The sequence below is a fragment of the Thermus arciformis genome (genome assembly GCF_900102145.1).
Lineage (GTDB): Bacteria > Deinococcota > Deinococci > Deinococcales > Thermaceae > Thermus > Thermus arciformis.
This window is the reverse complement of the sequence record NZ_FNBC01000037.1, coordinates 1-23,315: the sequence shown is the minus strand read 5'-3', so window position 1 is coordinate 23,315 and position 23,315 is coordinate 1. Positions and strand designations below refer to the sequence as shown.

Here is a 23,315-nt window from a genome sequence, read left to right as displayed (position 1 = left end):
AGGAGGGGGCCTTGGTAGAGGGCCAGGGCCCCCTCCAGGTCCCCCCGGGAGAGGGCCTTAAGGAAGGCTCCGAGGTCCGAGGGGGGAGGGTTTTCCAAGCGGTAAGGGGAACAGGAGATGCGGAAGCCCTTCTCCCGCAGGCGGTGGAGGAGGGCCTTCAGGGCCCCCAGGTTGGGCTCCCCGTAAAGCGCCTCCCCCAGGGCCTCTCCCGACAGGCCTGCCTCGTGGGCGAGGAGGAGGGCCAGGGCCTCCGTGCCCCTGGGGCCCAGGGAGGGGAGGGGGCCTCCCCCGAGGAAGCGAAGGAGAGGGGTTCCGGCCTCTCCCAAAAGGAGGGCCCGGGCCTCCGGGCGGAGGGCGGGGGCGAGCCTGGGGGCCAGGGGGTCTTCCACCCCCACCCCGAGGGCCTCCAGGCGGGCCTCGGAGAGGAGGGCGTAGAGCGCCCCGTCCTCCCGCAGGAGGCCGTGGGCGGCGAGGAGGTGGGCCTCATCCCCCTCCTGAAGCCCCCGGGCGAGGAGGTAGAAGCCCCAGGGCCAGCCCTCCCGGGGGAGGAAAGCCTTAGCCCCTTCCAGGAGGAGCCGGACCTCGGGGGGGTCCAGGGCCAGGGCCCCAAGGACGAGGAAGTTCGCAAGGCTTGGCGGCTCCAGGAGGGGGAGGAGGCCCCGGAGGAGGTTTTTGGCCCGCCTTGGGCTTCCCCGGAAGAGGTGAGTAAGGGCCAGGGTGTGCCCCGCCAGCATCCGCACTCCCGGGAAGGGGTGGGGCAGGAAGGGCTCCGCCTCCTCCAGGACCTCCGGGAGGGGCTTCGTGCCGAAGAGGAGCTCCAGGCGCAGGTGGTGGAGGACGTTCCAGGGGGAGGGGTCCTTAAGGCGGGCGAGGGCGGCGTGGGCCAGGGCCTCGGGCCGGCCCAGGCGCTCCAGGGCCACGGCCAGGGCCAGGTGGAGCCGGGCCTCCCCCTTGGCGTCCCCCTGGAAGCGGTGGAGGGCCTCCTCCAGGGCCAAGGCCCCCGCCTTTGGGGGCAGGGCGAGGCCCAGGTGGTAGAGGGTGAAGGGGGTCTGGGCCCTTTGGGCGGCCTCCAGGGCCAGGGCGCGGTAGGCCTGAAGGTTTCCCCGCCTCGCCTCCACGAAGCCGAGAAGGGCGAGGCGCTCCGCCTCCAAAGGGCCCTCCTGGGGAGGAAGGAGAAAGGCCAGGGCTTCCCGGTCCCGCCCTTCCTCCAGGAGGCGGAGGGCCGTGGCGGGGAGGGGCTCGCCCATAGGGGAAGCCTACAGGCCCCCTCTTTCCTTGGGAGGGAAGGAAGCCACATTGGAAGGGCGCCCCTTGGCCTTGCGTCCGGGCCCGATCACGGCGCGGTTGCCTGGCTTTCCTTAGCGTCGGGAAGGAGGCGCTCCACCTCCCGCACCCCGGGAAAGAGGTAGCCGGAAAGCCCCCAAAGCACCCCCAGGCTCCCGAAGAGGAGGAGCATGAGGGTGATGCCTTCCCCCTGCCCGTACCGGGGGCCGAAGACCCGGTCGGCCAGCGGCCCCGCAAGGAGCATGGCCAGGGGGTTGGCGAACCAGGCGATCATGCGCCTCGCGGCGAAGACCTTCCCCTGCACGGAAAGGGGCACCTTGGCCTGCCAGATGGCCTGGTTGGACCCGTTGAGCACCGGAATAAAGAAGCTTTCCAGGAAAGCCAGGGCCGCCCACGCGGAAGGCCCCTCCACCGCCCCCATGAGGGCCAGGGCCAGGCTGGAGAGGGCCATGCCCAGGAAGACCCCGTGGACCCGCTTTTTGGGGCCGCCCCAAAGGGAGAGGAGAAGCCCCCCGGCCACCCCGCCAAGCCCGGCGGCGGAGCGCACCAGGGCCAAGGCCGCCTCCGACAGCCCCGTCTTGGCCAGGACCATGGCGGGCAGGACGGTGGCGGCTAAGGTGGTGAGGAAGTTGATGCCGAAGAACATGAGCTGGAGGCCGAGGAGGGGCGGCCTTTCCAGGATGAAGCGGAAGCCGAAGAGGGCTTCCCCTATCCAGGAGGTCTTCTCCCGGGCCTCGAGCCCCGGGTTGGGGATGGGCACCAGGAGGAGGCTAAGGACGGCGGCGCCCGCCCCCAGGAGGTCCAGGGCGAAGATCCCCCCGAGGCCCAGGGGCTTCAAGAGGGCCGCGGCCAGGACGGGGGCCCCCACCCCGGCCAGGGACTCCGCCAGGCTCATCATGCCGCTTGCCCGGGCGTAGTCCCTCTTCTCCAGCATGGCGGACAGGGCGGCGGAGAGGGCGGGCCAGTGGAGGCTGGAGAGGGCCCCCGTGAGGGCGGAGACCAGGTAGAGGTGGACGACCTCGAGGCGCCCCAGGAGGTAAAGGGATAAGAGAAACCCCGTGGCCACCCCCCCGCCGAGGTCGGCCACAAGCATGGCCCACTTCCTCGGGTAGCGGTCCACCAAAGCCCCGGCCAGGGGGGAGAGGAGGATGAGGGGGAGGAAGTGGGAAAACCCCAGGAGGGAGAGGGTGGTGGCCTGGCCCGTCTTCCCGTAGGCGTAAAGGGTGAGGGCGAACCAGGTCATCTCCCGGCCTAGAAGGGCCAGGGCCTGGCCCAGCCAGAGGAGGCGGAAGGCGGCAAGCCCCTGCACCCCTACACCTTTGGCCCCCTTCTACTCTAGGGGCAAGCGGGGATTTAGAATAAAGCCATGGCCTTCCTGGTGGAAAACCCTCTGGCGGCCCGTCTCCTGGCGGACCCGGACCTGGCGGTCTCTTTGAAGCCCTTCATGAAGGGCCCGGCCACGGTGAAGGACCTCGCCCAGGCCCAAGGGCTTTCCCTGCAACAGGCCCACTACCGGGTGGGGCTTTTCCTGAAGGCGGGCCTCCTTAAGCCCGTGGGGGTCAGGAGGCGCCGGGGCAGGCCCGTCCGGCTTTACCAGGCGGTGGACACGGACTTCCGCATTCCCCGGGAGCTGGTGCCGGAGAGGGTGCTGCGGGCCCTCGAGGCCGCCCAGAGCTGGCAGGAGGAGTGGCAAAAGGCCCTCGAGGCCCACGACCCCGGCTACGGGGCGGTCTTGCGGGTCTTCCTCAACCCGGAGGGGCTTTTGGAGTTCGGCGCCGAGGAGGAGCCCGACCTCCTGGCCGAGGACTTTCCCCCTTTAGTGAACCTCTGGAGCGCCGGGCTTTACCTGAGGCGGGAGGAGGCCAAGGCCCTCCAGCGGGAACTGCTGGCGCTTTACCATCGCTACGCCGCCTTGGCGGAGGCCCGCAAGGAAGAGGGCCAGGCCCGCTACCTCCTCCACCTGGGCCTGGCCCCAGCGCCTTAAGTACCCCGCTCTGGCGCAAGCCAGAGCAGGGGCCCCAAAAGAGCCTTCGCAGAGCCCTACCCCTGGCGTCCCATGTGGCGCAATCAAGGTGCGGACACTTAGGCTTCGCCTTTTAGGATGGCCTCAATCTTCTCCAGGGCCTCCTTCGGCAGGTCCACCCCCGCCGCTCCCAGGCTCTCCCGGATCTGCTCTGGGCGGGTCGCCCCGGTGATGGCGCTAGAGATCCCGGGAAGCCTCAGCACCCAGGCCAGGGCAAGCTGGGTGCGGGTGAGGCCGAGTTCGTCCGCCACCTCCTTGAGCTTGAGGACCTTCTGCCGGTTTTCCTCGGTGAGGAAGCGCTCGGCGAACTGGGGGTAGCGGGCGAAGCGGCTTTCCTCGGGGATGCCCCCGTCGTACCGCCCCGTGAGCATGCCCATGGCCAGGGGGCTCCAGACCACAAGGCCCATCCCGAAGCGCTCCGCCTCCGGGAGGATCTCCCCTTCCACCCGCTCCCGGTAGAGCATGGAGTACTGGGGCTGCTCCACCACGGGGGGGTGGAGGCCGTTCGCCTTGGCGAAGGCCACGGCCTCGGCGATCCTTGCGGCGGGCCACTCCGAGGTGCCCCAGTAGAGGGCGTAGCCCTTCTCCACGATGGCGTGCATGGCGTAGACGATCTCCTCCATGGGGACCTCGGGGTCAAAGCGGTGGGCGAAGAAGAGGTCCACGTAGTCGGTCTTGAGCCGCTTGAGGCTTTTCGTGATGCTCTCCAGGAGGTGCTTGCGGCTTAGGCCCCGGTCGTTCGGGTCCTCGGACATGGGCCAGTAGGCCTTGGTGGAGAGGACCAGGGTGTGCCGGGGGAACTCCTTGAGGACCTCCCCCATGATCTCCTCGGCGAGGCCCTTGGCGTAGACGTCGGCGTTGTCAAAGAAGTTCACGCCCCCTTCGTAGGCGATCTTGACGATCTCCCGGACGGTCTCCTTGTCCTTCACCACGTCCCCGAAGGTGACCCAGGCCCCGAGGGAGATCTCGGAGACCTTCAGGCCCCACTTGCCCAGTTTGCGGTAGCGCATCTCACCCATGGCCCCCGCAGTCTACCCCTTTTGGCCGGGATTGACCAGCGGGTCAGTCGCCTTCCACCTCCAAGACCCCGCCCGGGGCCTGGAAGCCGATCCGCTTGTGGGTGCCGTCGCAGAAGGGCTTGTTCCCCGAGCCCCCGCAGCGGCAGAGGAAGACCCGGGGGCGCTCCAGGACCTCCTCCTTCTCCCCCACGCGCACCGCGAAGCGCTTCCCCTCCACCCGGATGGGGCCGTTTTCCAGAAACTCCAGCCGCATGCCCCCACTCTACCTGAGAAGCCGGGCGAGGAGGGGGACGAGGAGGAAGAGGGCGAGGACGCGCACCGTGTGGAAGACCCCCACCAGGGCGGGGCTTCCCCCCTCGGCCTGGCTCAGGGGCCCCCCCGGGGGCCAGGGCGAAGAGGAGGGCCTTTGCGGGCTGGCCCAGGGGCTTGGCGAGGAGGAAGGCGAGGGGCTGGGCGAGGCCCGTGCCCAGCATGGCCCCCACCACGGCCCCGCCCGGAAGGCCCAGGCGGTGGAAGAGAAGCCCGAGAAGAACTCCACTTAAGGAGGCCCGCAGGAGGTCTATGGGGTCTATGGTATGCTTCCTCCTGACCATGAAGCGCTTCCTGCGGGGGCTCGCCTGGCTTTTGGGCTTGGGGCTTTTCCTCGTCCTCTTCCTCGGCTTCTCGGGGTACGTCTACCTGCGCTCCTCCCTGCCCCAAGGGGAGGGCCGCATCGCCCTGGAGGGGCTTTCCGCTCCCGTAGAGGTGCGGCGGGACGCCCAGGGGGTGGTGCGCATCCGGGCGGCCACGCTCAAGGACCTCTTCTTCGCCCAGGGCTTCGTCCACGCCCAGGAGCGGCTTTGGCAGATGGAGTTCCAGCGCCGGGTGGGCCAGGGGCGCTTGAGCGAGATCCTGGGGGAGGCCACGCTTCCCCAGGACCGGTTCCTCCGCACCTGGGGCTTCTACCGGGCGGCCCAGGCGGCCTACGGGAGGCTCTACCCCGAGGAGAAGGAGGCGGTGGACGCCTACGCCGCCGGGGTAAACGCCTTCTTGGCCTCTGGGGCCCCCCTGCCGCCCGAGTTCAGGCTCCTCGGCTTCCGCCCCGAGCCCTGGACGGGTCCCGACGTCCTGGTCTGGGCCAAGATGATGAGCTACGACCTCTCGGGGAACTGGGAGGAGGAGCTAAAGCGCCACCGCCTTCTCGCCCGGGGGATAAGCCCGGAGCGGCTCCTTGAGCTCATGCCCCCCTACCCCGAGGACGCCCCCACCATCCTTTCCGCCGAGGACCTGAGTCTTCCTCTAAAGCGGGAGGAGGCCCCAAGCGCCCTCCTCCGGATGGCCCCGCCCCGCCAGATGGAGGCCAGCAACAACTGGGTGGTGGCGGGAAGCCGCACCGAAACGGGCAAGCCTTTCCTCGCCAACGACCCCCACCTCGCCCTCCAGGCCCCGAGCCTCTGGTTCCTCATGGCCCTCGAGGCCCCAGGTCTTAAGGCCATGGGGGCGACCCTTCCCGGGGTGCCCGGCGTCGTCATCGGCCGGAACGAGCGCATCGCCTGGGGGGTGACCAACGTGGGGGCGGACGTGCAGGACCTCTACCTCCTGGAGGAGGTGGAAGGAAGGGGCTACCGCTACCGGGGCGGGGTCCTGCCCTACGGGGTGCGGGAGGAGGTGATCCGGGTCAAGGGGGGTAAGGAAGAGGTCCTCAAGGTGCGGGAGACGGTCTACGGGCCCGTCATCACCGACGCCCTGCAAGACCCCCCCAAGGCCCCCATGGCCCTCCGCTGGGTGAGCCTGGACCCGGAAGACCACATCCTCATGGCCTTCCTGGGGGTGAACCGGGCGGGGAACTGGGAGGAGTTTAAAAAGGCCCTGGAGGTCTACTCCGCCCCAAGCCAGAACTTCGTCTACGCCGACATGGACGGCAACATCGGCTACATCGCCCCGGGGAAGTTCCCCGTTCGCAAGGAGGGGCACACGGGCATGGTGCCGGTGCCTGGGGACGGGACCTGGGACTGGCTGGGCTACCGGAAGCCCGAGGAGTGGCCCCAGGCCTTTAACCCCCCTAGGGGCTACCTCGTCACCGCCAACCACAAGGTGACCCCCAAGGGCTTCCCCTACGCCCTCACCTACGACTGGGCCGAGCCCTACCGGGCGGAGCGCATAGAGGAACTCCTCCTCGCCAAGGAGAGGCTTTCCCTCGAGGACATGAAGGCCATCCAGCAGGACCAGAAGAGCCTCCTCTACCGGGACTTCCGCCCCACCTTGGAGCTCCTTACCCCCCTTTCCGAGAGGGCCCGCACCTGGCGGGATCGGCTCCTCGCCTGGGACGGGACCATGGCCTTAGGCTCCGAGGAGGCCCTGGTCTTCGCCCTCTGGTACACCGAGCTCACCCGGCTTCCCCAGAAGGAGGTGGGGGAGGCCTACTGGGACGAGCCCCGCTACCTCCTGAAGGCCCTGAAGGAGGGGGACAAAAACTGCGACCAGCCGGAGACCGAGTACCGGGAGTCCTGCCTGGACTACGCCGCCCTCGCCCTGGAACGGGCCCTGGACCGGAAGGAGGCCTTGGGGGCCAGGACTTGGGGGGAGGCCCACCGGGCGCGCTTTCCCCACGCCGTCCTCACCCACACCCCCCTAAAGCGCCTCTCCGACCGGGAGGTGGCCTTCGGCGGCGACCGGTACACGGTGAACGTGGGGCCCTTTGACCCCGAGACCCTCGCCATGGGCCACGGGCCGAGCTACCGCCAGATCGTGGACCTTTCGGATATGGAAAACTCCCTCTTCATTCACCCCATGGGCCAGTCGGGCCACTTCCTTTCCCCCCACTACGCCGACCTCCTCTCCTTTTGGCGGCGCGGGGACTACCTCCCCATGCGCTTCGCGGGGGAGGGGAGGAAGCTCATCCTGGAGCCTGGGCGCTAGGGTGTCCCGCCGCGGTGGGGGCTCCAAAACGCCTTAAGCCCGGCCGGGACCTTCCGTGTGGGCCCTCAGCTTTTCTCCCCGTCCCCGTTCTCCAGCTTCTGGAAGTGCTCCAGGGCCTCCCGCACCTTCTCGTGCACCCAGTAGGCCTTGCGCCCGAAGAGGAGCTCCACCGCCTCGTCCACCTCCTCCACGGCGAAGAGGTGGAAGCGCCCCTTTTCCAATGCCTCCACCACCTCCTCCCGCAGGGTGAGGTGAGGGAGGTTGGCCTTGGGGAGGACCACCCCCTGGGTGCCGGTGAGGCCCAGGGTCTGGCAGACGCGGAAGAAGCCCTCCACCTTCTCCGCCACCCGGCCCACGGCGAGGACCCTCCCCGTCTGGTCAATGGCCCCGGTCACCGCCAGGTCCTGCCTTAAGGGGAGGCCGGAGAGGGCCGAAAGCACCGCCAGAAGCTCGGCGAGGCCCGCCGAGTCCCCCTCGAGGCTCCCGTAGCTTTGCTCAAAGACCAGGCTCACCGTGGCCGAGAGGGCCCCAAGCTGGGCGTAGGTGCCCCGGAGGTAGCCCGCCAAGGTGAGGACGGCCTTGTGGAAGACCTGCCCCCCGAGGCCCACCTCCCGGTCAATGGAGAGCACCCCTTCCCGCCCCGGGCCCGCCTGGGCGGTGATGCGCACGGGGCGGCCCGTGGGGAGGGGGCCCTCCACCACCACCAGGCCGTTCACCTCCCCCACCCGCTCCCCCGCCACCTCCAGGGCCACCACCCCCTGGCGGATCTCCTCCAGGTAGAGCTCCTCCTCGAGGCCGAAGCGCTCCTCCCTGCCCCGCACCGCCTCCCGCACCGCCTCCCCGTCCACGGGGCTCCTCAGGCTCTGGGCTTCCCGGGCCAGGTCCAAGAGGCGGTAGAGCCGGGCGTCCAGGCGCTCCCGGTGGCCCGCCAGGCGCCTGGCCTCGTCGGCGAGGGCGGCCAGGCCCTCGGGGGTGAGGGAAACGCCCTCGGCCTCCAAGAACCCCCCCAGGTAGGCCACGTTCTCCTCGGTGTAGGGAATCTCGGGACTGAACTCCACCCGGAAGGGGAAAAGCTCCAAAAACTCCTCGTCCTCCTCCAGGAAGGCCACCACCTCCGGGGGCCCCACCAGGAAGACCTGGGCCTTAAGGGGAGCGGGCTTGAGCCTGGGGCCCTTCACCTCCGGCCTTGGGGTGAGGGGCTCCACCTCCCCTGTGGCCAGGGCCCGCTTGAGGAGGGGGTAGCTTCCGAGCTCCAGCACCCGGTGGGCCTCCAGGACCAGCACCCCCCCCGTGGCCCGGTGCAGGGCCCCGGGGCGGAGGAGGCCCAGGTGGGTGGTGAGGACCCCTTCCCGGGCCTCGTACTCCAGGTGGCCGAAGAGCCGTTCCGGGGTGGGGTTGGGCTCGTAGACCACCCGGTCCTCCCCCGCCACCAGGAGGTGGGGGAGGAGGCCTGGGGCCTCCGGCTCCTCCTCCAAGGCGGCGGCCCTGAGGAGGGTTTCCAGCACCCAGTCCACGTAGGCCCGGGCCTCGGGGAAGCGCTCCTTGAGCCTTTCCGCCTTGGGAACGAAGAAGCGCTCGGCGAAGCCCCGCCTCAGGGCGGCCACCTCCGCCTGGGCCTTCTGCCGGGCCTCCAGGTAGGCCAGGACCGTCTCCTCCAGCCTGGCGGAGAGCTCCGGGGGCAGGGGGCCTTGGCCGGAAAGCTTCAGGCTCTCCTCCCCCTCCTCCAGGGCGAAGCCGTGGGCCTCGGCCTCCTCGCTTAGGGCCTCGAGGAGGGCCTCGGCCTCCTTCTGGTAGCGGGCTTCCACCAGGCTTTTGGCGTAGAGAAAGCCCTTCTCCCGGAAGAGGGCCGGGGTGAACTCGGAGAGGAGGGCCTCCACCTCCTCCAAAAGGGCCCGGCCCTTCCCCTCGGGCAGGAGGAGGGGGAAGGCCTCCTCCCCCAGGGGGAGGTAGACGAGCTCCTCCTTCGGGAAGGGGCGCCCCTTCAGGTAGGCGAGGAGGCGCTTGCGCTTCCCCAGGCCGCTCGGCCCCACCAGATACCCGTGCCCCCCCTGGCGGAAGGCGGCCTCGAGGGCCCTAAGCGCCCGCTCCTGGCCGAAAAAGGGCGGGGCGGGCTTGGGCTTGGTGGGGGGGGCGGACCAGCGAAGGGCGACCACCTTCATCCCGCCCACTATACCCGGGCTTCAGCCCCGGGGGCCCTGGGGTAAACTACCCCCAAAGGGGGACGGCATGGTCAAGGTGGAGGTTCTGGGAATGATTCTGGCCGGGGGGCAAGGGAGCCGCCTCTACCCCCTCACGGCCAAGCGGGCCAAGCCCGCGGTGCCCTTCGGGGCCAAGTACCGCATCATTGACTTCGTCCTCAACAACTTCGTGAACTCTGGCATCTACGCCATCTACGTCCTCACCCAGTACAAGGCCCAGTCCCTCACGGAGCACATCCAGCGTTACTGGCGCTTCGGGGCCTTTCTGGAGGACCACTTCATCCTCCTGGTGCCCGCCCAGATGTACCGCTACGAGGAGCTCGGGCCCGTCTGGTACCGGGGCACGGCGGACGCCATCTACCAGAACCTCCACCTGGTGCAAAACCACGCCCCCGAGGCGGTGGCCGTCTTCGGGGGGGACCACATCTTCAAGATGAACGTCCGCCACATGGTGGAGTACCACCAGGACAAGCGGGCGGACATCACCATCGCCGCCTACCCCGTGCCCGTGGAGGAGGCGAACCGCTTCGGCGTTTTGCAGGTGGACGACGAGTGGCGCATCACCGAGTTCCAGGAGAAGCCCAAGGCCCCCAAGCCCATCCCGGGAAAGCCCCACCTGGCCCTGGCCTCCATGGGGAACTACATCTTCCGCACCGAGGCCCTCTTTGAGCTTCTGGAGGCGGACGCCAAGGACGAGACCAGCGCCCACGACTTCGGCAAGGACGTCATCCCCCGGGCCCTCAAGGAGGGGTACAGGGTCTACGCCTACGACTTCCACCGCAACCCCATCCCCGGCCAGGAGGGCCCCAACCTCTACTGGCGGGACGTGGGGACCCTGGACGCTTATTACGAGGCCAGCATGGACCTGGTGAAGGTGGTCCCCGAGTTTGACCTCTTCAACCCCGAGTGGCCCCTCCGCACCGCCAACCTCTTCAGCCCCCCGGCCAAGTTCGTCCACGAGACCGGGGAGCGGGTGGGGCGGGCCTTAAATAGCCTCCTCGCGGGCGGGGTCATCGTGAGCGGGGGGACGGTGCGGGAGTCCGTCCTCTTCCGGCGGGTGCGGGTGAACTCCTACAGCCTGGTGGAGCGCTCCGTGCTCTTTGACGACGTGGAGGTGGGGCGCTACTGCCGCATCCGGAACGCCATCGTGGACAAGAACGTGAAGATCCCTCCCCACACGGAAATCGGCTACGACCTGGAGCAGGACCGGGCCCGGGGCTTCACCGTCACCCCCGAGGGCGTGGTGGTGGTGCCCAAGGGCTACCGCTTTTAGCCGTGGAGAAGCATCCAGGCAAGCTCTTCTATCGCCTCACCCGCTTGCGCCCGGGGGACGAGCTCCCCTTGCGGCGGAAGCCCCGGGCCAAGGTCTACGCCAACCCCCTGGAGACCCAGGCCCTGCCCCCTTTCCGCCAGGACGGGGGGCCTCCCCTCTTCCGGGCCATGGCCCACCTGAGGCCCCTCCTTCCCGAGGTGGGGGCCTCTCTCACCCTGAAGGACCTTTCCCAGGTCCTCTACCCCCTGGCCGAGCGGGAGGGGCGGCGGGGCTTCCCCTCGGCGGGGGAGGCCTACCCCCTCGAGGCCTACCTGGTGGCCTTCCGGGTGGAGGGGGTCTTCCCCGGGGTCTACCACTACTTTCCCAAGGAGCACCAGCTTTTCCAGATCTCCCCCCGCGCGGAGGTGGCCCCCTGGTCGGAGGCCCTCATGGGCCTTGGCCTGGAAGGGGCGGCGGCCCTCCTCGCCCTCACCCTGGTGCCCGAGCGGAGCGAGGCCTTGTACGGCCTCAGGGGGTACCGGTATGCTCTTTTAGAGGCAGGCTACGCCGCTTCCCTCGCCTTGCTTGCCGCGGTGGGCCAGGGTCTTGCCGCTTACCCTGCGGAGACCTTCCACGACGAGGAGGTGGCGCGGCTTCTGGGGTTGCCGGAGGGGGAGTATCCCGGGGTGGTTCTGGTTTTGGGTCGGTGAGTATTCGGGGAAGCATTATGGGAAAGATTCTCTTGGTGGAGGACGACCCCCAGGTGGGTGAGCTGGTGAAGCGCTTTTTGGAGAAGGAGGGGCTCGGGGTGGACTGGGTCCGCTCGGGGAGGGAGGCCCTGGACCGGGTGTGGGAGGGGGGAAGACCTGACCTGGTGGTGCTGGACCGGGGCCTGCCGGATAGGGAGGGCTTGGAGGTCCTGAAGGAGCTCCGCGGGCTGGACCCCCTTCTCCCCGTCCTCCTCCTCACGGGCCGCGCCGACGAGGACAGCCGGGTGGAGGGGCTTCTGGAGGGAGCGGACGACTACCTGGGCAAGCCTTTCTCCCTCAAGGAGCTCCTCGCCCGCATCAAGGCCCTCCTCCGCCGGGCGGGGAAGGAGGGACGGAGGCGCTTCGGGCCCTTGGAGGTGGACCTGGAGGGGCGGAAGGCCTACCTGGAAGGGGAGCCCCTCAAGCTTTCCCCCACGGAGATGAGCCTCCTCTTGGTCTTCGCCCAGGCCCCGGGGCGGGTCTTCAGCCGCGAGGAGCTTTTGGAGAGGGTCTGGGGGCCGGAGTTTGGGGGAAGCGAGCGGGTGGTGGACGCCTACGTCCGCCTCCTCCGCAAGAAGCTCAAGGACGACCCCCTGGCCCCCCGCTTCATTGAGACCGTGGTGGGGTTGGGGTACCGCTTCCTCGGGGATTGAGGACCCCGCCTTGGCGGGGCGCTTGGATGGAGGCCGTCTTCGTCTACGGGACCCTGAAGCGGGGGGAGCGGAACCACCCTTTGGTGCGCCCCTACCTCCACCGGGTCCTTCCCGGCTTCGTGGAGGGGTTTCGCCTCTACCACCTGCCCCAGGGCCCTCACCGCCCCTACGCCTACCCGGGCATGGTGCCGGGGGAGGGGCGGGTCTTTGGGGAGGTGCTCTTCCTCCGGCCCGAGGCCTTACCCCTTCTGGACGCCCTGGAGGACGAGGGGGAGGAGTACAGGCGGGTGAGGGTGCGGGTGGAGACGGAGGAAGGCCCTCTGGAGGCCTGGGCCTACCTCTACCTGGGAAGCCTCGAGGGGGCCCTGCCCCTTCCCCAGGGGGTCTGGAAGGGGTAGCATGGGCGTTATGCGCGTGCTCCACGTGGCCCCCGAGGCCTACCCTCTGGCCAAGGTGGGGGGGCTTGCCGACGTGGTGGGGGCCCTCCCCAAGGCCCTGAAGCCTTTGGGGGTGGAGGCCCATATCCTCCTCCCCTGGCACGGGGGGTTGGAGGCCAGGCGGGTGGGGGAGGTGGCCTTTCCCTTCTTCGGGCGGGAGGAGAGGGCCCCCTTGGGGGAGCGGGTAGCGGGGAGGGTGCGGTTTCTCCTCCTCGGGGTGGAGGGGTTTGGGCGGGAGCGGATTTACGGCTACCCCGACGACGCCGAGCGCTACCTCCGCTTCGCCCTGGCGGCCAAGGAGGTGGCGAGGGGCTACGACCTCGTCCACGCCCACGACTGGACCGCGGCCCTCCTCGCCCTCTACGCCCCCACGGTCTACACCATCCACAACCTGGCCCACCAGGGCCTCGTGGACCCGGGGCTCTTCTTTTCCTGGACCGGGCTTCCCTGGAGCCTCTTCCACATGGAGGCCCTGGAGTTCCACGGCCAGGTGAACCTGATGAAGGGGGGGATCGTCTTCGCCCGCCGGGTCACCACGGTGAGCCCCTCCTACGCCGAGGAGATCCAGACCCCCGAGTTCGGCATGGGCCTGGACGGGGTCTTGAGGAGGCACGCCGGGAAGCTCAGGGGCATCCTGAACGGCCTGGACACGGAGGTCTTTGACCCCGGCAAAGACCCCCACCTCCCCGCCCCCTACACCCGGGAGGACCCCTCGGGGAAGGCCCTGGCCAAGGAGGCCTTCCGGGAGCGGACGGGGCTTAGGCCTCCCGTCCTCGCCTATATAGGCCGCCTGGACTCCCAGAAGGGCCTGGACCTCCTCCTAAAGGCCCTTCCCCGCCTCCTGGAGATGGGCTTTCGCCTCTACGTCCAAGGCGTGGGGGACGAGGGGCTTCAGGAGGCGCTCCGCCGGGCGCAGGAGGAAAACCCCGAAGGGGTCCGCTTCCTCCCCGCCTACGACGAGGCCATGGCCCGCCTGGCCTACGCCGGGGCGGAGGCGGTCTTGGTCCCGAGCCGCTTTGAGCCCTGCGGCCTGGTGCAGATGATCGCAAGCCGCTACGGCACCCCTCCCGTGGCCCGGGCGGTGGGGGGGCTCAAGGACACCGTGGAGGACGGGAGGACCGGGGTCCTCTTTGAGACCTACCACCCGGAGGGCCTCCTTTACGGCGTGCTCCGCCTCTTCCGCCTGGGGGCGGAGGAGATGGGCCTTAGGGCCATGGAGAAGGACTTCTCCTGGGAGGGCCCGGCGCGGGCCTACCGGGAGGTGTACCGGGAGGCCCTGGGCTAGGGGCCCCTTAAGATGGGGGAGTGGTACCGGACGAGGCGTTGCGTCGCTTCCTTACCCTTCTCCGGCGCAAGGACTACGCCGGGGCGCGGGCCTACGCCGAGGGCTTCCCCGAGGGGGAGAGGGAGCGGCTTTTAAGGGGGCTTTCCCTTCTGGAGGAGGACCCCGAGGCCCTGGACGACCCCCTCTTCGCCGCCGAGAAGGAGGTGGTCCTGGGGGTGAAGGCGGTGCGGGAGGGGCGGCGGGAGGAGGCGGAGGCCCGCTTCAAAAGGGCCCTCGCCTTGGACCCCGCGCACCACCGGGCCCTCGCCAACCTGGGGACCCTCCACCTGGAGGGGGGGAGGCTAGAGGAGGCCTTGGCCCTCTACCAAGAGGCCCTCAAGCTCGCCCCCGAGGACCCCCTCCTCCACGAGAACCTGGCCGCCCTCTACAAGCGTAAGGGGGACCTGGACAAGATGGTGGCCCACATGAAGCGGGCGACCCGCCTGAAGATGGCCCCGCCCCCCTCCTTAGACCCCCTCACGGGCAAGCCCAGGCGCCCTTTCCGCCTGCCCCTTTGGGCCTGGCTTCTCCTTTTCGCCCTCCTCGCCTACCTCTTCCTCTATAAGCCGTAGGGCCCGGTCCAGGGCCTGGAGGGAGCGGCCCTCGCCCAAAAGCCTCCGCCAGAGCCTCCCCTTGGGCCTTCCCCGGAAGAGGTTGAGCATGTGCCTCAGGACCGCCCAAGGGGGCGTGCCCTTTAGGGCCTCCTCTTCCAGGTAGGCCCGCATCCTCCAGGCCACATCGAGGCGGCTTGGACGGCGGGGGAGGCCAAAGACCCTCCGGTCCGCCTCCTCCAAGACGAAGGGGTCCTCGTAGACCGCCCGCCCCAACATCACCCCGTCTACCTTCTCCAGGTGGGAGAGGGCCTCCTCCAGGCTCCTGATCCCCCCGTTGGTGACGAAGGTGAGCTGAGGGAAGTCCCCTTTGAGCCGGTGGACCCAGTCGTGGCGCAAGGGGGGGACCTCCCGGTTCGCCTTCGTGGAGAGGGCGAGGAGGGCGCTCCTCGCGTGGACCACGAAGACCTTGACCCCGGCCTCCGCCATGGCCTCCACGGCCTGGGCAAGCCCCCGGTAGGTCTCCCTCCCCTCGAGGCCCAGGCGCAGCTTCACCGTCACGGGGACGCGGACGGCCTCCCCCATGGCCTTCAGGATCTCCTGCACCCGCACGAGGTCCAAGAGGAGGCAGGCCCCATACCCCCCTTCCTGGGCCTTCTCCGAGGGGCAGCCTAGGTTGAGGTTGATCTCGTCGTAGCCGAAGGCCTCGCCGATCCTCGCCGCCTCCGCCAGGCTCTTTGGGTCGGAACCCGCAAGCTGGAGGGCGAGGGGGTGCTCCTCGGGGCGGAAGGCGAGGAGGCGCTCCCGGTTTCCCCTCAGCACCGCCTGGTCCACGGTCATCTCCGTGTAGAGCCTTACCCCCAGGCTCACCTGCCGCACCAGGAAGCGGAAGTGCCGGTCGGTGCGGTCCACCATGGGGGCCACGGAAAGCCTCAGGTCAAGCACCCTTCAGGACCTCCTCGGGGGCGAGGGGCCTGGGCTCCCGGAAGCTGATGGCCTCCCATTCCCCCTCCTCCACCACCTCCAGCCCCGGGCTTAGGGCCTTGAGGCGGGCCACCACTCCTTGCACCAGGTCCTCGGGGGTGCTGGCGGCGGAGGTGATCCCCAGGCTTTCCACCCCCTCCAGCCACTCGGGCCTAAGCTCCTCCGGGCGCTCCAGCCGGTAGGCCCGGCCCACCAGGCTCTGGGCCAGCTCCAAAAGGCGCATCCCGTTGGAGGAGTGGGGGCTCGTGAGGACCAGGAAGGCCTCCACCTTGGGGGCGATCCGCTTCACCGCCTCCTGGCGGTTCTGGGTGGCGTAGCAGAGGTCCTTGCGGGAGGGGACCACCAGCTTGGGGAAGCGCCTTTTGAGGATCTCTATGGTGGCCAGGGTGTCGTCCACGCTCAAGGTGGTCTGGGTGAGGACCACCACCCGCTCGGGGTCCGGCACCTCCACGGTGCGGGGGTCGGCCAGGTGGGGGTCCTTGCCCACGTGGGTGTGCACTGCCACCAGGAGGGTCCTTTCTGGGGCCTCCCCGTAGGTGCCCTTGATCTCCTGGTGGTCGGCGGAGTCCCCGATGAGGAGGATCCAGTACCCCTCCTCGGCGTAGCGCCTCGCCTCGGTGTGCACCTTGGTCACCAGGGGGCAGGTGGCGTCCAGGACGGTGAGGCCCATCTCCGCCGCCTGGCGGCGGACCGCGGGGGGGTGGCCGTGGGCCGAGAAGACCACGGTGTCCGCGAGGCGCCTTTCCCGCCTCAGCCTTTCCACCTCGGCCAGGTCCTCCACGAAGTGGACCCCCTTGGCCTTGAGGCGTTCCACCACCACCCGGTTGTGGACGATCTCGTGGTAGACCACGAGGTCTCCCTTCTCCCTCAGGGCCTCCGCCCAGCGCTCCACCGCCTCAATGGCCATCACCACCCCGGCGCAGAAGCCCCGGGGCCGGGCCAGGTAGACCCGCCGAAGCCCCGTCATCCCCCCATTCTACGGGCCCGGGGCCTCGGGGTCTGTGGCGGGGGAGAGGATCCTTTCCGCCACCTCCCGGACGAAGGGGGTCTGGGCCCGCCTGAGGGCCTTCTGCGCCGTGGCCTTCCCCTTGCCCCCGGGGCGGAAGCCTTCCTGGGCCTGGGCGAGGAGGGCGAGGGCGGCGGCGGGGAAGGGGAGGCCTTCTCCCTCCAGGAGGCCCAGGGCCTCCCCGTAGCGGTGAAGCGCCTCCCGGGGGTTTCCCTCCAGAAGGGCCCGGCTTCCCGCCTGGAAGAGGCGGGCCGCCTTAAGAAGCCCATCCCCGTCCACCAAAGGCTCGCCCGCCTCCGCCGAGCGGAAGGCCGCCTCCACGAGCCGCTCCAAGGCGAGGGTCCGCTCCTCTTCGGGGAGAAGGGGGGAGTACTGGGCCTGGAAGAGGGGGGCGAACCAGGAGAGGCGGAGGGGCTTGGCGAGCCTAAAGGTTTCGCCCCGCGCCTCCACCTCCTCCCCCAGGGCTTTGAGGAGGGGCACGAGCCGGGGAAACCGGGCCCGCACCTCCTCCCGCTTGGCCTCGCCCCGGAGGGCGAGGAAGAAGAGGAAGGCCTCTACTCCTTCCACGCCTCCACTTCCTTGTACTGCACCAGGACGGCGAAGAGGGGAGAGGGGCCCTCGGCCACGGCGAACTTCACGTCCACGAGGACCACATCCTCGGAAAGGTCCTCCACGAAGCGGTTCAGGCGCTCTTGGAGGATGTCGGGGTCGTTGGCGGTGATGACCCGGAAGCGCACCCCCTGCATGGCCCCATTATGCCCTGCGCTCCACCAAGGCGGTAAGGAGGCCCTGGAGGTGGCCCAGGGCCTCCTTCCCCGGGAGGTCCTCCAGGGCGGGGCGGAGGGCTTGGAACGCTTCCTCTTTGAGCCTCCTGGCCGTGGCCTTGCTCCAGGAAAGGGCCTGGGAGGCCAAGAGCCTTTCCCAAAGCCAGCGCACCTCCTCCGCGGGCTTTTCCTCCCGGGGAAGGCGGAGGAGGCGTTCCGCCCGGGCCCTCTCCTCGGGGGGGGCTTCCTCTAGGAAGCGGAGGAGGATGAGGGTGCGCTTGCCCTCGTAGAGGTCTCCGGCCCGCTCCTTGCCGTAGGCCTCGTCCCCCTCGAGGTTCAGGATGTCGTCCACGATCTGGAAGGCCATGCCGAGCTTTAGCCCCCCCTCCTCGTAGGCGGCGGGCGGGGTCTTCCCGGCGAGGAGGGCCCCGAGGCGCAAGGGGGCCACGGCGGTGTAGTAGGCGGCCTTGTGGGCCACCATGCGGAAGTAGTCCTCCGGCCTCAGGTCAAAGGTCCCGCTTAGGGTCCAGAGGAGGTCCAGGTGCTGGCCGTAGGCGGTGCGCCGCACCACCTCGTGGAACTCCAAGAGGACCTCCGGGGGGAAAAGCCCCCGGGCGAGGCCTTCCGCGAGGAGGCCCCACATCTCGGCGTGCAGGGCGTCCCCCGCGTTCAGGGCCAGGGGCATGGGGTGGAGGCGGTGGAGGGCGGGCCGGCCCCGGCGCTCCTCGGAGCCGTCCTCAATGTCGTCGTGGATCAGGACCCAGTTCTGGAAGAGCTCCAGGGCGGTGGCGGCCTCGAGGCCCGCTTCCAAGGGCGCCCCGTGGGCCAAGGCGCTGTACACGGTGAGGAGGCCCCGGAGCATCTTCCCCCCCCGCCTGGGGTAGTCCTGGAGGAGGTCCCGGTAAAGGGGGTCGGGGTGGTCCAGGCGGGCGAGGAGCCTTTCTTGGAGGGCCTGCCGGATGGCCTCGGGCGTGGGCACCATGCCTTACACTTTAGGCCATGCGCGGCTACGCCCTGGGCCTTCTTGCCCTGAACCTCCTCACCCTCCTCTGGGGCACCACCTTCGTGGTGGTGAAGGGCGCCGTGGAGGCCATGCCCGCAAGCGCCCTGGTCTTCCTCCGCTTCCTGGTGGCGAGCCTCTTCTTCCTCCCCTGGCTTGCGCGCCTTCCCAGGGGGGCTTGGGGGCCGGGGATGGAGCTCGCCTTCTGGCTCCTCCTGGGGTACGCCAGCCAGGCCATCGGCCTCCAGTCCACCTCCGCCAGCCGGAGCGCCTTTATCACCGCCTTGAACGTGGTCCTGGTGCCCCTCCTCCTCTCCCTGGCCGGGAGGAGGGTGGGGCGGGCGGGGGTGGCGGCGCTTCTCGCCTTTTTGGGGGTGGGGCTCCTCTCCTACGATCCCAACCAGCCTCCCTTCAACGTGGGGGACCTCTGGACCCTGGTCACGGCGGTGACCTATGCCCTTTACATCGTCCGCCTCGAGGTCCACGCCAAGGCCATCCCCTCCTTGCCCCTCACCGCGGTCCAGGTGGTGGGCACGGCCCTCCTCGCCGGGCCCTGGGCCCTTTGGGAGGGGGGGCTTTCCTGGGAAGTCCCCTGGGGAGCGGTGCTCTACCTGGGGGTGGTGGCCACGGCCCTCACCACCTGGCTCCAGACCTGGGGGCAGAGGCACGTCCCCGCGCCCCAGGCGGCCATCCTCTACACCCTGGAGCCGGTCTGGGCCACCCTCTTCGCCTTCCTCCTCCTGGGGGAGCGCATGGGCCTTACGGGGGCCCTGGGGGCTTTTCTGGTGATCGGGGCCACCCTGCAGGCTATCCGCCGATCCCCAGCATGACCCGCTTGCGCAGGGTGGGCAGGGTGTTGCCGAAGGCGGGCTTGCGGTTCGTGGCGATGAGGATGGCGTCCACCAGGGCCTCCACGGGCTCGGGGGCGGCGAAGGCCCAGGCGATGTCCATCTCCAGGTCCGTAAGGAGGCAGGGCCTGAGCTTCTTGTCCGAGGTGAGGCGAAGCCTGGAGCAGTTGGAGCAAAAGGGTTCCGTCACCGGGTTGATGAAGCCCACCGTCCCCTGGGCCCCGGGGACCTTGAAGACCCGGGCCGGGGAGGTGGGGTCGTGGGGGACGGGCTCCAGGGGGCCGTAGACCGCCTCAATCCGGGCCCGGGTCTCTTTGCCGGGGACGAAGCGGCGGCGGTACTCCTCGGGGTCGGAGTTGTCCAGGTGCATGTACTCAATGAAGCGCACGTGGAGGGGCCGGTCCAGGGAAAGCCCCGCCAGGGGCACCACCTCCTCCTCGTTCATCCCCCGGATCACCACGGCGTTGACCTTCACGGGGTGGAGGCCGAGCTCCATGGCCTTCTCTATGGCCTCGAGGACCCGCTCTACCTTTCCTCCCCGGGTGATGCGGGCGAAGACCTCGGGGGTGAGGGCGTCTAAGGAGATGTTCACCCGGTTAAGCCCCGCCTCCACGAGCTCCTTGGCCCGCTTGGCGAAGAGGAGGCCGTTGGTGGTGATGGCCACGTCCTCAACGCCTTCCTTGCTCCGGGCCCGTTCAATCATCCGGGGAAGCTCCTTGCGCACCAGGGGTTCGCCCCCGGTGAAACGCACGGCGGAGAGGCCGAGGAGGGAGGCGGCCTCGAGGAAGTGGTCCACTTCCTCCACGGTGAGGGTGCCCGGGGGCTCGGCCATCTCCAGGCCCAGGGGATGGCAATAAAGGCAGTGCAGGTTGCACCGGGGAGTGACGGAGATGCGAAGGTCTTTGATAACGCGCCCGTAGTTGTCCAGTAGCTTCATGCCCTTTCCCCCTTTGGGGCACCATACTACGCCCCGGGGCAGAGGGCAAGGGATAAAAAAACAAAACCCCCCAGGGCAGGTCCTGGGGGTTTTTGTTGGAGCGGGAGACGGGACTTGAACCCGCGACCCCGACCTTGGCAAGGTCGTGCTCTACCGACTGAGCTACTCCCGCGAAGGAAAAATCCCCCGCGCCGACCTACTCTTCCGGGACCCTGCGGTCCCAGTACCATGGGCGCTGGCGCGTTTCACTTCCGTGTTCGGAATGGGAACGGGTGGTTCCACGCCGCTATGGGCACGGGGGATTTTGGTGTTTTGGTTTTTCAAAGTTCGCGGCTGCGATGAGGGCGGCGGGGGCTGGGGTGGGGTATGAGTGCGTGGAGGGTCAAGACCTCGGACGATTGGGACCGGTCAGCTCAACGCCTCGCGGCGCTTACACTTCCGGCCCATTGACCGGGTAGTCTTCCCGGGTCCTTACCGGCTTAACGCCGTGGGAGGCCTTATCTTGGGGCGGGTTTCCCGCTTAGATGCTTTCAGCGGTTATCCCTTCCGCACATGGCTACCCAGCGTATGCCCCTGGAGGGACAGCTGGGAAACCAGAGGTGCGTCCCTTCCGGTCCTCTCGTACTAGGAAGGGGTCCCCTCAAGCCTCCTGCGCCCGTGGCGGATAGAGACCGAACTGTCTCACGACGTTCTGAACCCAGCTCGCGTGCCGCTTTAATGGGCGAACAGCCCAACCCTTGGGACCTTCTTCAGCCCCAGGATGCGACGAGCCGACATCGAGGTGCCAAACCTCCCCGCCGCTGTGGACGCTCGGGGGAGATCAGCCTGTTATCCCCGGGGTAACTTTTATCCGTTGATCGATGGCCCTTCCACACGGGACCACCGGTTCACTAGGCCCGGCTTTCGCCCCTGCTCGGCATGCCCGCCTCACAGTCAGGCCCCCTTTTACCCTTGCGCTCTCCGGCGGATTTCCGACCCGCCTGAGGGGACCTTTGGGCGCCTCCGTTACGTTTTAGGAGGCGACCGCCCCAGTCAAACTGCCTACCAAGCGCTGTTCCCTTTTAGGGTTAGGCTCCCAGCCGCGCCAGGGTGGTATTTCACTGGCGCCTCCCCCCCACCCGGAGGCGGGGGTTCGCGGGCTCCCACCTATTCTACGCAGGCGCGACCAAGAGCCAACGCCAGGCTGCAGTAAAGCTCCACGGGGTCTTTTCGTCCTGCCACGGGTAGGCTGCATCTTCACAGCCAGTTCAATTTCACCGGGTCCCTCGCCGAGACAGCGCTCCGGTCGTTACGCTTTTCGTGCAGGTCGGAACTTACCCGACAAGGAATTTCGCTACCTTAGGACCGTTATAGTTACGGCCGCCGTTCACCGGGGCTTCGGTTTGGGGCTTGCACCCCTCCCCTTGACCTTCCGGCACCGGGCAAGCGTCGCTCCCTATACGTCCTCTTGCGAGTTAGCAGAGAGCTGTGTTTTTGGTAAACAGTCGCCAGAGCCTGTTCACTGCGGCTCGCCTGAGGCGAGCACCCCTTCTCCCGAGGTTACGGGGCCAGTTTGCAGAGTTCCTTGGCGAGGGTTCTCCCGCGCGCCTGAGTGCACTTGCACCCGCCCACCTGTGTCGGTTTGCGGTACGGGTTCCCGCAGGTTGAGCTTAGAGGCTTTTCTTGGCTCCGTGGCTTTGGGGGGTTATCACCCGTACGGGCTTCCCCACCACGCAGGGTTTGTGGGGGGCGGATTTGCCTACCTCCCGCCCTGCGCTTCTGGCCGGGCACGTCCATGGCTCCGGTCCCCCTAGCCTAGAGCGTCCCCCCATCGCACCTGCGGGAAGGGCCGGAATATTAACCGGCTGTCCATCGGCTACGCCTTTCGGCCTCACCTTAGGTCCCGCCTAACCCTACGCTGACGACCATAGCGTAGGAACCCTTGGGCTTACGGCGACAGGGATTCTCACCCTGTTTATCGTTACTCATGCCGGCATTCGCACTTCCCGTACCTCCAGCCGCCCTCACGGGTCGGCCTTCAACGGCATAGGGAACGCTCCCCTACCGCCTGGTTTAGGCCAGGCCCGCAGCTTCGGTGCTGGGCTTAAGCCCCGATCATTTTCGGCGCGGCGCCACTCGACCAGTGAGCTATTACGCACTCTTTAAAGGGTGGCTGCTTCTAAGCCAACCTCCTGGCTGTCTGTGCGGCGCCACATCCTTTACCACTTAGCCCAGACTTAGGGACCTTAGCTGGCGGTCTCGGTTGTTCCCGCGCTTGGACGCGGACGTTATCGCTCGCGCCCTCACTCCCAGGCTGCGCCTGAGGTCCTTCGGAGTTTGACAGGGTTTGGTAGGCTGGTGGGCCCCCTAGCCCTATCAGTGCTCTACGGGCCTCAGTCAGCGCCTGAGGCTGACCCTAAAGTCATTTCGGGGAGAACCAGCTATCTCCGGGTTCGGTTAGCTTTTCACTCCTAGCCCCAGCTCATCCGAGGGGTTTTCATCCCCCACCGGTTCGGGCCTCCACTGGGTGTTACCCCAGCTTCACCCTGGCCAGGGCTAGCTCACCCGGTTTCGGGTCCACGGTCGCGGACTTTGCGCCCTATTCGGACTTGGTTTCCCTACGCCTTCGCCTTGCGGCTTAAGCTTGCCCGCGGCCGTGAGTCGCCGGCTCATGCTTCAATAGGCACGCCACAACCCCTGGTGGGGCCGTGACTGCTTGTAAGCCCACGGTTTCAGGTTCTATTTCACTCCCCTCTCGGGGTTCTTTTCACCTTTCCCTCACGGTACTGGTGCGCTATCGGTCACCCGGAGTACTTAGCCTTAGGCGGTGGTCCGCCCGGATTCCCCCATGGCTCCACGAACCACGGGGTACTCGGGTACCCTCACCTATCCCGTTGCCTTTTGCCTACGGGGCTTTCACCCTCTTTGGCGCCGCTTTCCAGCGGCTTCGGCTAGGCTAGGGATTTGGTGTTTGAGGGCCCCACGACCCCGCCCGGGCGAGCCGGGCGGTTTAGGCTGGTCCCCTTTCGCTCGCCGCTACTGAGGGAGTCGATTTCTCTTTCTTTTCCTCTGGGTACTGAGATGTTTCAGTTCCCCAGGTTCCCTCCGCGCGGATGCGCGGTGACCGGCGTTCAGGCCGGCCGGGTTACCCCATTCGGAGATCCAGGGATCGCTGCCTGCTACCGGCTCCTCCTGGCTTATCGCAGGTAGCCACGTCCTTCATCGGCTCGGGTGCCGAGGCATCCACCGTGGGCCCTTAGTATCTTGACCCTCTTGAAGGCCAAGCGGTGGCTTGGCCTTGGTGTTCATGCTCCACCCCAGCTTTCAAGGTCCCCCGCCGCCCTCTGGGCAGCGCAAAGAAGAATCTACCAAACCCCAAGGGAACTGTCAAGGGGGGTGGGGCTTGCCT

The 23,315-nt window shown here is 68.4% G+C and carries 21 protein-coding genes, 1 tRNA gene and 2 rRNA genes; 10 read left to right on the top strand and 14 right to left on the bottom strand.

All coding sequences use genetic code 11. The features are described from left to right. Positions 1-1,247, bottom strand: a 1,247-nt coding sequence (locus BLP62_RS10995) for a hypothetical protein (protein WP_093008398.1), incomplete at its 3' end; no start/stop codon positions are given. Positions 1,248-1,333: 86 nt separating this feature from the next. Next, on the bottom strand, positions 1,334-2,593 hold the full coding sequence (locus BLP62_RS10990) for an MFS transporter (RefSeq protein ID WP_093008397.1): 1,260 nt from the start codon (positions 2,591-2,593) through the stop codon (positions 1,334-1,336). Positions 2,594-2,650: 57 nt separating this feature from the next. On the opposite strand from BLP62_RS10990, the gene BLP62_RS10985 reads away from it, so the two are divergent. After that, positions 2,651-3,268, top strand: a complete 618-nt coding sequence (locus BLP62_RS10985; protein WP_093008396.1) for a hypothetical protein — start codon at positions 2,651-2,653, stop codon at positions 3,266-3,268. Positions 3,269-3,366: 98 nt separating this feature from the next. On the opposite strand, the gene BLP62_RS10980 is transcribed toward BLP62_RS10985, so the two are convergent. Beyond that, positions 3,367-4,326: an aldo/keto reductase family protein gene (locus BLP62_RS10980; RefSeq protein WP_176758206.1), complete on the bottom strand. Its 960-nt coding sequence runs from the start codon at positions 4,324-4,326 to the stop codon at positions 3,367-3,369. Between the two features lie 43 nt (positions 4,327-4,369). Beyond that, on the bottom strand, positions 4,370-4,579 hold the full coding sequence (locus BLP62_RS10975; protein WP_093008394.1) for a CDGSH iron-sulfur domain-containing protein: 210 nt from the start codon (positions 4,577-4,579) through the stop codon (positions 4,370-4,372). On the opposite strand from BLP62_RS10975, the gene BLP62_RS14535 reads away from it, so the two are divergent. Both BLP62_RS14535 and BLP62_RS10965 read left to right on the top strand, forming a co-directional pair. Beyond that, complete coding sequence (locus tag BLP62_RS14535; protein ID WP_176758205.1) at positions 4,578-4,868, top strand: hypothetical protein; 291 nt, start codon at positions 4,578-4,580, stop codon at positions 4,866-4,868. The genes BLP62_RS10975 and BLP62_RS14535 overlap by 2 nt on opposite strands. A gap of 49 nt (positions 4,869-4,917) precedes the next feature. Next, complete coding sequence (locus BLP62_RS10965; protein WP_093008393.1) at positions 4,918-7,224, top strand: penicillin acylase family protein; 2,307 nt, start codon at positions 4,918-4,920, stop codon at positions 7,222-7,224. A gap of 65 nt (positions 7,225-7,289) precedes the next feature. Here the strand turns inward: BLP62_RS10965 and BLP62_RS10960 are convergent, their stop codons facing one another. Next, positions 7,290-9,383 carry an AAA family ATPase gene (locus tag BLP62_RS10960; protein ID WP_093008392.1) on the bottom strand — a complete coding sequence of 698 codons (2,094 nt, stop codon included), beginning with the start codon at positions 9,381-9,383 and terminating at the stop codon, positions 7,290-7,292. A gap of 67 nt (positions 9,384-9,450) precedes the next feature. Here BLP62_RS10960 and glgC point away from each other — a divergent pair, with 67 nt between their 5' ends. From glgC to BLP62_RS10930, 6 genes are read left to right on the top strand one after another with little or no spacing between them, the layout of a single operon-like run. Continuing rightward, positions 9,451-10,695, top strand: coding sequence for a glucose-1-phosphate adenylyltransferase (gene glgC, locus BLP62_RS10955; protein WP_093008391.1), 1,245 nt, complete (start codon positions 9,451-9,453; stop codon positions 10,693-10,695). Between the two features lie 2 nt (positions 10,696-10,697). Further along, positions 10,698-11,384, top strand: coding sequence for a SagB/ThcOx family dehydrogenase (locus BLP62_RS10950; RefSeq protein WP_093008390.1), 687 nt, complete (start codon positions 10,698-10,700; stop codon positions 11,382-11,384). A 17-nt stretch (positions 11,385-11,401) separates the two neighbouring features. Beyond that, a complete protein-coding gene (locus tag BLP62_RS10945) occupies positions 11,402-12,076 on the top strand; it encodes a response regulator transcription factor (protein ID WP_093008389.1) in 675 nt (224 codons plus the stop codon). A gap of 26 nt (positions 12,077-12,102) precedes the next feature. Next, a complete protein-coding gene (locus BLP62_RS10940; RefSeq protein ID WP_093008388.1) occupies positions 12,103-12,474 on the top strand; it encodes a gamma-glutamylcyclotransferase family protein in 372 nt (123 codons plus the stop codon). Between the two features lies 1 nt (position 12,475). Next, positions 12,476-13,798, top strand: coding sequence for a glycogen synthase (locus BLP62_RS10935; RefSeq protein ID WP_093008387.1), 1,323 nt, complete (start codon positions 12,476-12,478; stop codon positions 13,796-13,798). A gap of 38 nt (positions 13,799-13,836) precedes the next feature. Continuing rightward, complete coding sequence (locus tag BLP62_RS10930) at positions 13,837-14,409, top strand: tetratricopeptide repeat protein (RefSeq protein ID WP_241374267.1); 573 nt, start codon at positions 13,837-13,839, stop codon at positions 14,407-14,409. On the opposite strand, the gene dusA is transcribed toward BLP62_RS10930, so the two are convergent. From dusA to BLP62_RS10905, 5 genes are read right to left on the bottom strand one after another with little or no spacing between them, the layout of a single operon-like run. Then, the gene (gene dusA, locus BLP62_RS10925) at positions 14,305-15,333 is read right to left on the bottom strand and encodes a tRNA dihydrouridine(20/20a) synthase DusA (protein ID WP_093008385.1); all 1,029 of its coding nucleotides are present in this window, start codon (positions 15,331-15,333) and stop codon (positions 14,305-14,307) included. The two genes, BLP62_RS10930 and dusA, sit on opposite strands and share 105 nt — an antisense overlap. Next, a complete protein-coding gene (gene ispH / locus BLP62_RS10920) occupies positions 15,326-16,339 on the bottom strand; it encodes a 4-hydroxy-3-methylbut-2-enyl diphosphate reductase (RefSeq protein WP_093008384.1) in 1,014 nt (337 codons plus the stop codon). Before ispH ends, dusA begins: the two co-directional genes overlap by 8 nt. A gap of 9 nt (positions 16,340-16,348) precedes the next feature. Beyond that, entirely contained in the window at positions 16,349-16,945 is a 597-nt protein-coding gene (locus tag BLP62_RS10915; protein ID WP_093008383.1) for a hypothetical protein, read from the bottom strand. Beyond that, complete coding sequence (locus BLP62_RS10910) at positions 16,933-17,124, bottom strand: hypothetical protein (protein WP_093008382.1); 192 nt, start codon at positions 17,122-17,124, stop codon at positions 16,933-16,935. The genes BLP62_RS10915 and BLP62_RS10910 overlap by 13 nt, the downstream gene beginning before the upstream one ends. A gap of 7 nt (positions 17,125-17,131) precedes the next feature. Then, complete coding sequence (locus BLP62_RS10905; RefSeq protein ID WP_093008381.1) at positions 17,132-18,124, bottom strand: polyprenyl synthetase family protein; 993 nt, start codon at positions 18,122-18,124, stop codon at positions 17,132-17,134. Positions 18,125-18,141: 17 nt separating this feature from the next. Here BLP62_RS10905 and BLP62_RS10900 point away from each other — a divergent pair, with 17 nt between their 5' ends. Then, positions 18,142-18,972, top strand: a complete 831-nt coding sequence (locus tag BLP62_RS10900; protein WP_093008380.1) for a DMT family transporter — start codon at positions 18,142-18,144, stop codon at positions 18,970-18,972. Here the strand turns inward: BLP62_RS10900 and moaA are convergent. From moaA to BLP62_RS10880, 4 genes are all read right to left on the bottom strand, one after another. Further along, complete coding sequence (moaA, locus tag BLP62_RS10895; protein ID WP_093008379.1) at positions 18,950-19,927, bottom strand: GTP 3',8-cyclase MoaA; 978 nt, start codon at positions 19,925-19,927, stop codon at positions 18,950-18,952. The two genes, BLP62_RS10900 and moaA, sit on opposite strands and share 23 nt — an antisense overlap. 96 nt (positions 19,928-20,023) lie before the next feature. Further along, positions 20,024-20,099: transfer RNA gene (locus tag BLP62_RS10890), tRNA-Gly, on the bottom strand. Positions 20,100-20,110: 11 nt separating this feature from the next. Further along, positions 20,111-20,227 (bottom strand): 5S ribosomal RNA (gene rrf / locus BLP62_RS10885). 78 nt (positions 20,228-20,305) lie between these two features. Next, positions 20,306-23,176 (bottom strand): 23S ribosomal RNA (locus BLP62_RS10880). Positions 23,177-23,315 lie beyond the last annotated feature (139 nt).

Coding starts and splice junctions, on each gene's coding strand:
- BLP62_RS10910 (WP_093008382.1), bottom strand. CDS start 17,124: ATGCAGGGGGTGCGCTTCCGGGTCATCACCGCCAACGACCCCGACATC.
- BLP62_RS10935 (WP_093008387.1), top strand. CDS start 12,476: ATGGGCGTTATGCGCGTGCTCCACGTGGCCCCCGAGGCCTACCCTCTG.
- BLP62_RS10965 (WP_093008393.1), top strand. CDS start 4,918: ATGAAGCGCTTCCTGCGGGGGCTCGCCTGGCTTTTGGGCTTGGGGCTT.
- BLP62_RS10960 (WP_093008392.1), bottom strand. CDS start 9,383: ATGAAGGTGGTCGCCCTTCGCTGGTCCGCCCCCCCCACCAAGCCCAAG.
- glgC (WP_093008391.1), top strand. CDS start 9,451: ATGGTCAAGGTGGAGGTTCTGGGAATGATTCTGGCCGGGGGGCAAGGG.
- moaA (WP_093008379.1), bottom strand. CDS start 19,927: ATGAAGCTACTGGACAACTACGGGCGCGTTATCAAAGACCTTCGCATC.
- ispH (WP_093008384.1), bottom strand. CDS start 16,339: ATGACGGGGCTTCGGCGGGTCTACCTGGCCCGGCCCCGGGGCTTCTGC.
- BLP62_RS10905 (WP_093008381.1), bottom strand. CDS start 18,124: ATGGTGCCCACGCCCGAGGCCATCCGGCAGGCCCTCCAAGAAAGGCTC.
- BLP62_RS14535 (WP_176758205.1), top strand. CDS start 4,578: ATGCCCCCACTCTACCTGAGAAGCCGGGCGAGGAGGGGGACGAGGAGG.
- BLP62_RS10985 (WP_093008396.1), top strand. CDS start 2,651: ATGGCCTTCCTGGTGGAAAACCCTCTGGCGGCCCGTCTCCTGGCGGAC.
- BLP62_RS10975 (WP_093008394.1), bottom strand. CDS start 4,579: ATGCGGCTGGAGTTTCTGGAAAACGGCCCCATCCGGGTGGAGGGGAAG.
- BLP62_RS10945 (WP_093008389.1), top strand. CDS start 11,402: ATGGGAAAGATTCTCTTGGTGGAGGACGACCCCCAGGTGGGTGAGCTG.
- BLP62_RS10900 (WP_093008380.1), top strand. CDS start 18,142: ATGCGCGGCTACGCCCTGGGCCTTCTTGCCCTGAACCTCCTCACCCTC.
- BLP62_RS10980 (WP_176758206.1), bottom strand. CDS start 4,326: ATGGGTGAGATGCGCTACCGCAAACTGGGCAAGTGGGGCCTGAAGGTC.
- BLP62_RS10940 (WP_093008388.1), top strand. CDS start 12,103: ATGGAGGCCGTCTTCGTCTACGGGACCCTGAAGCGGGGGGAGCGGAAC.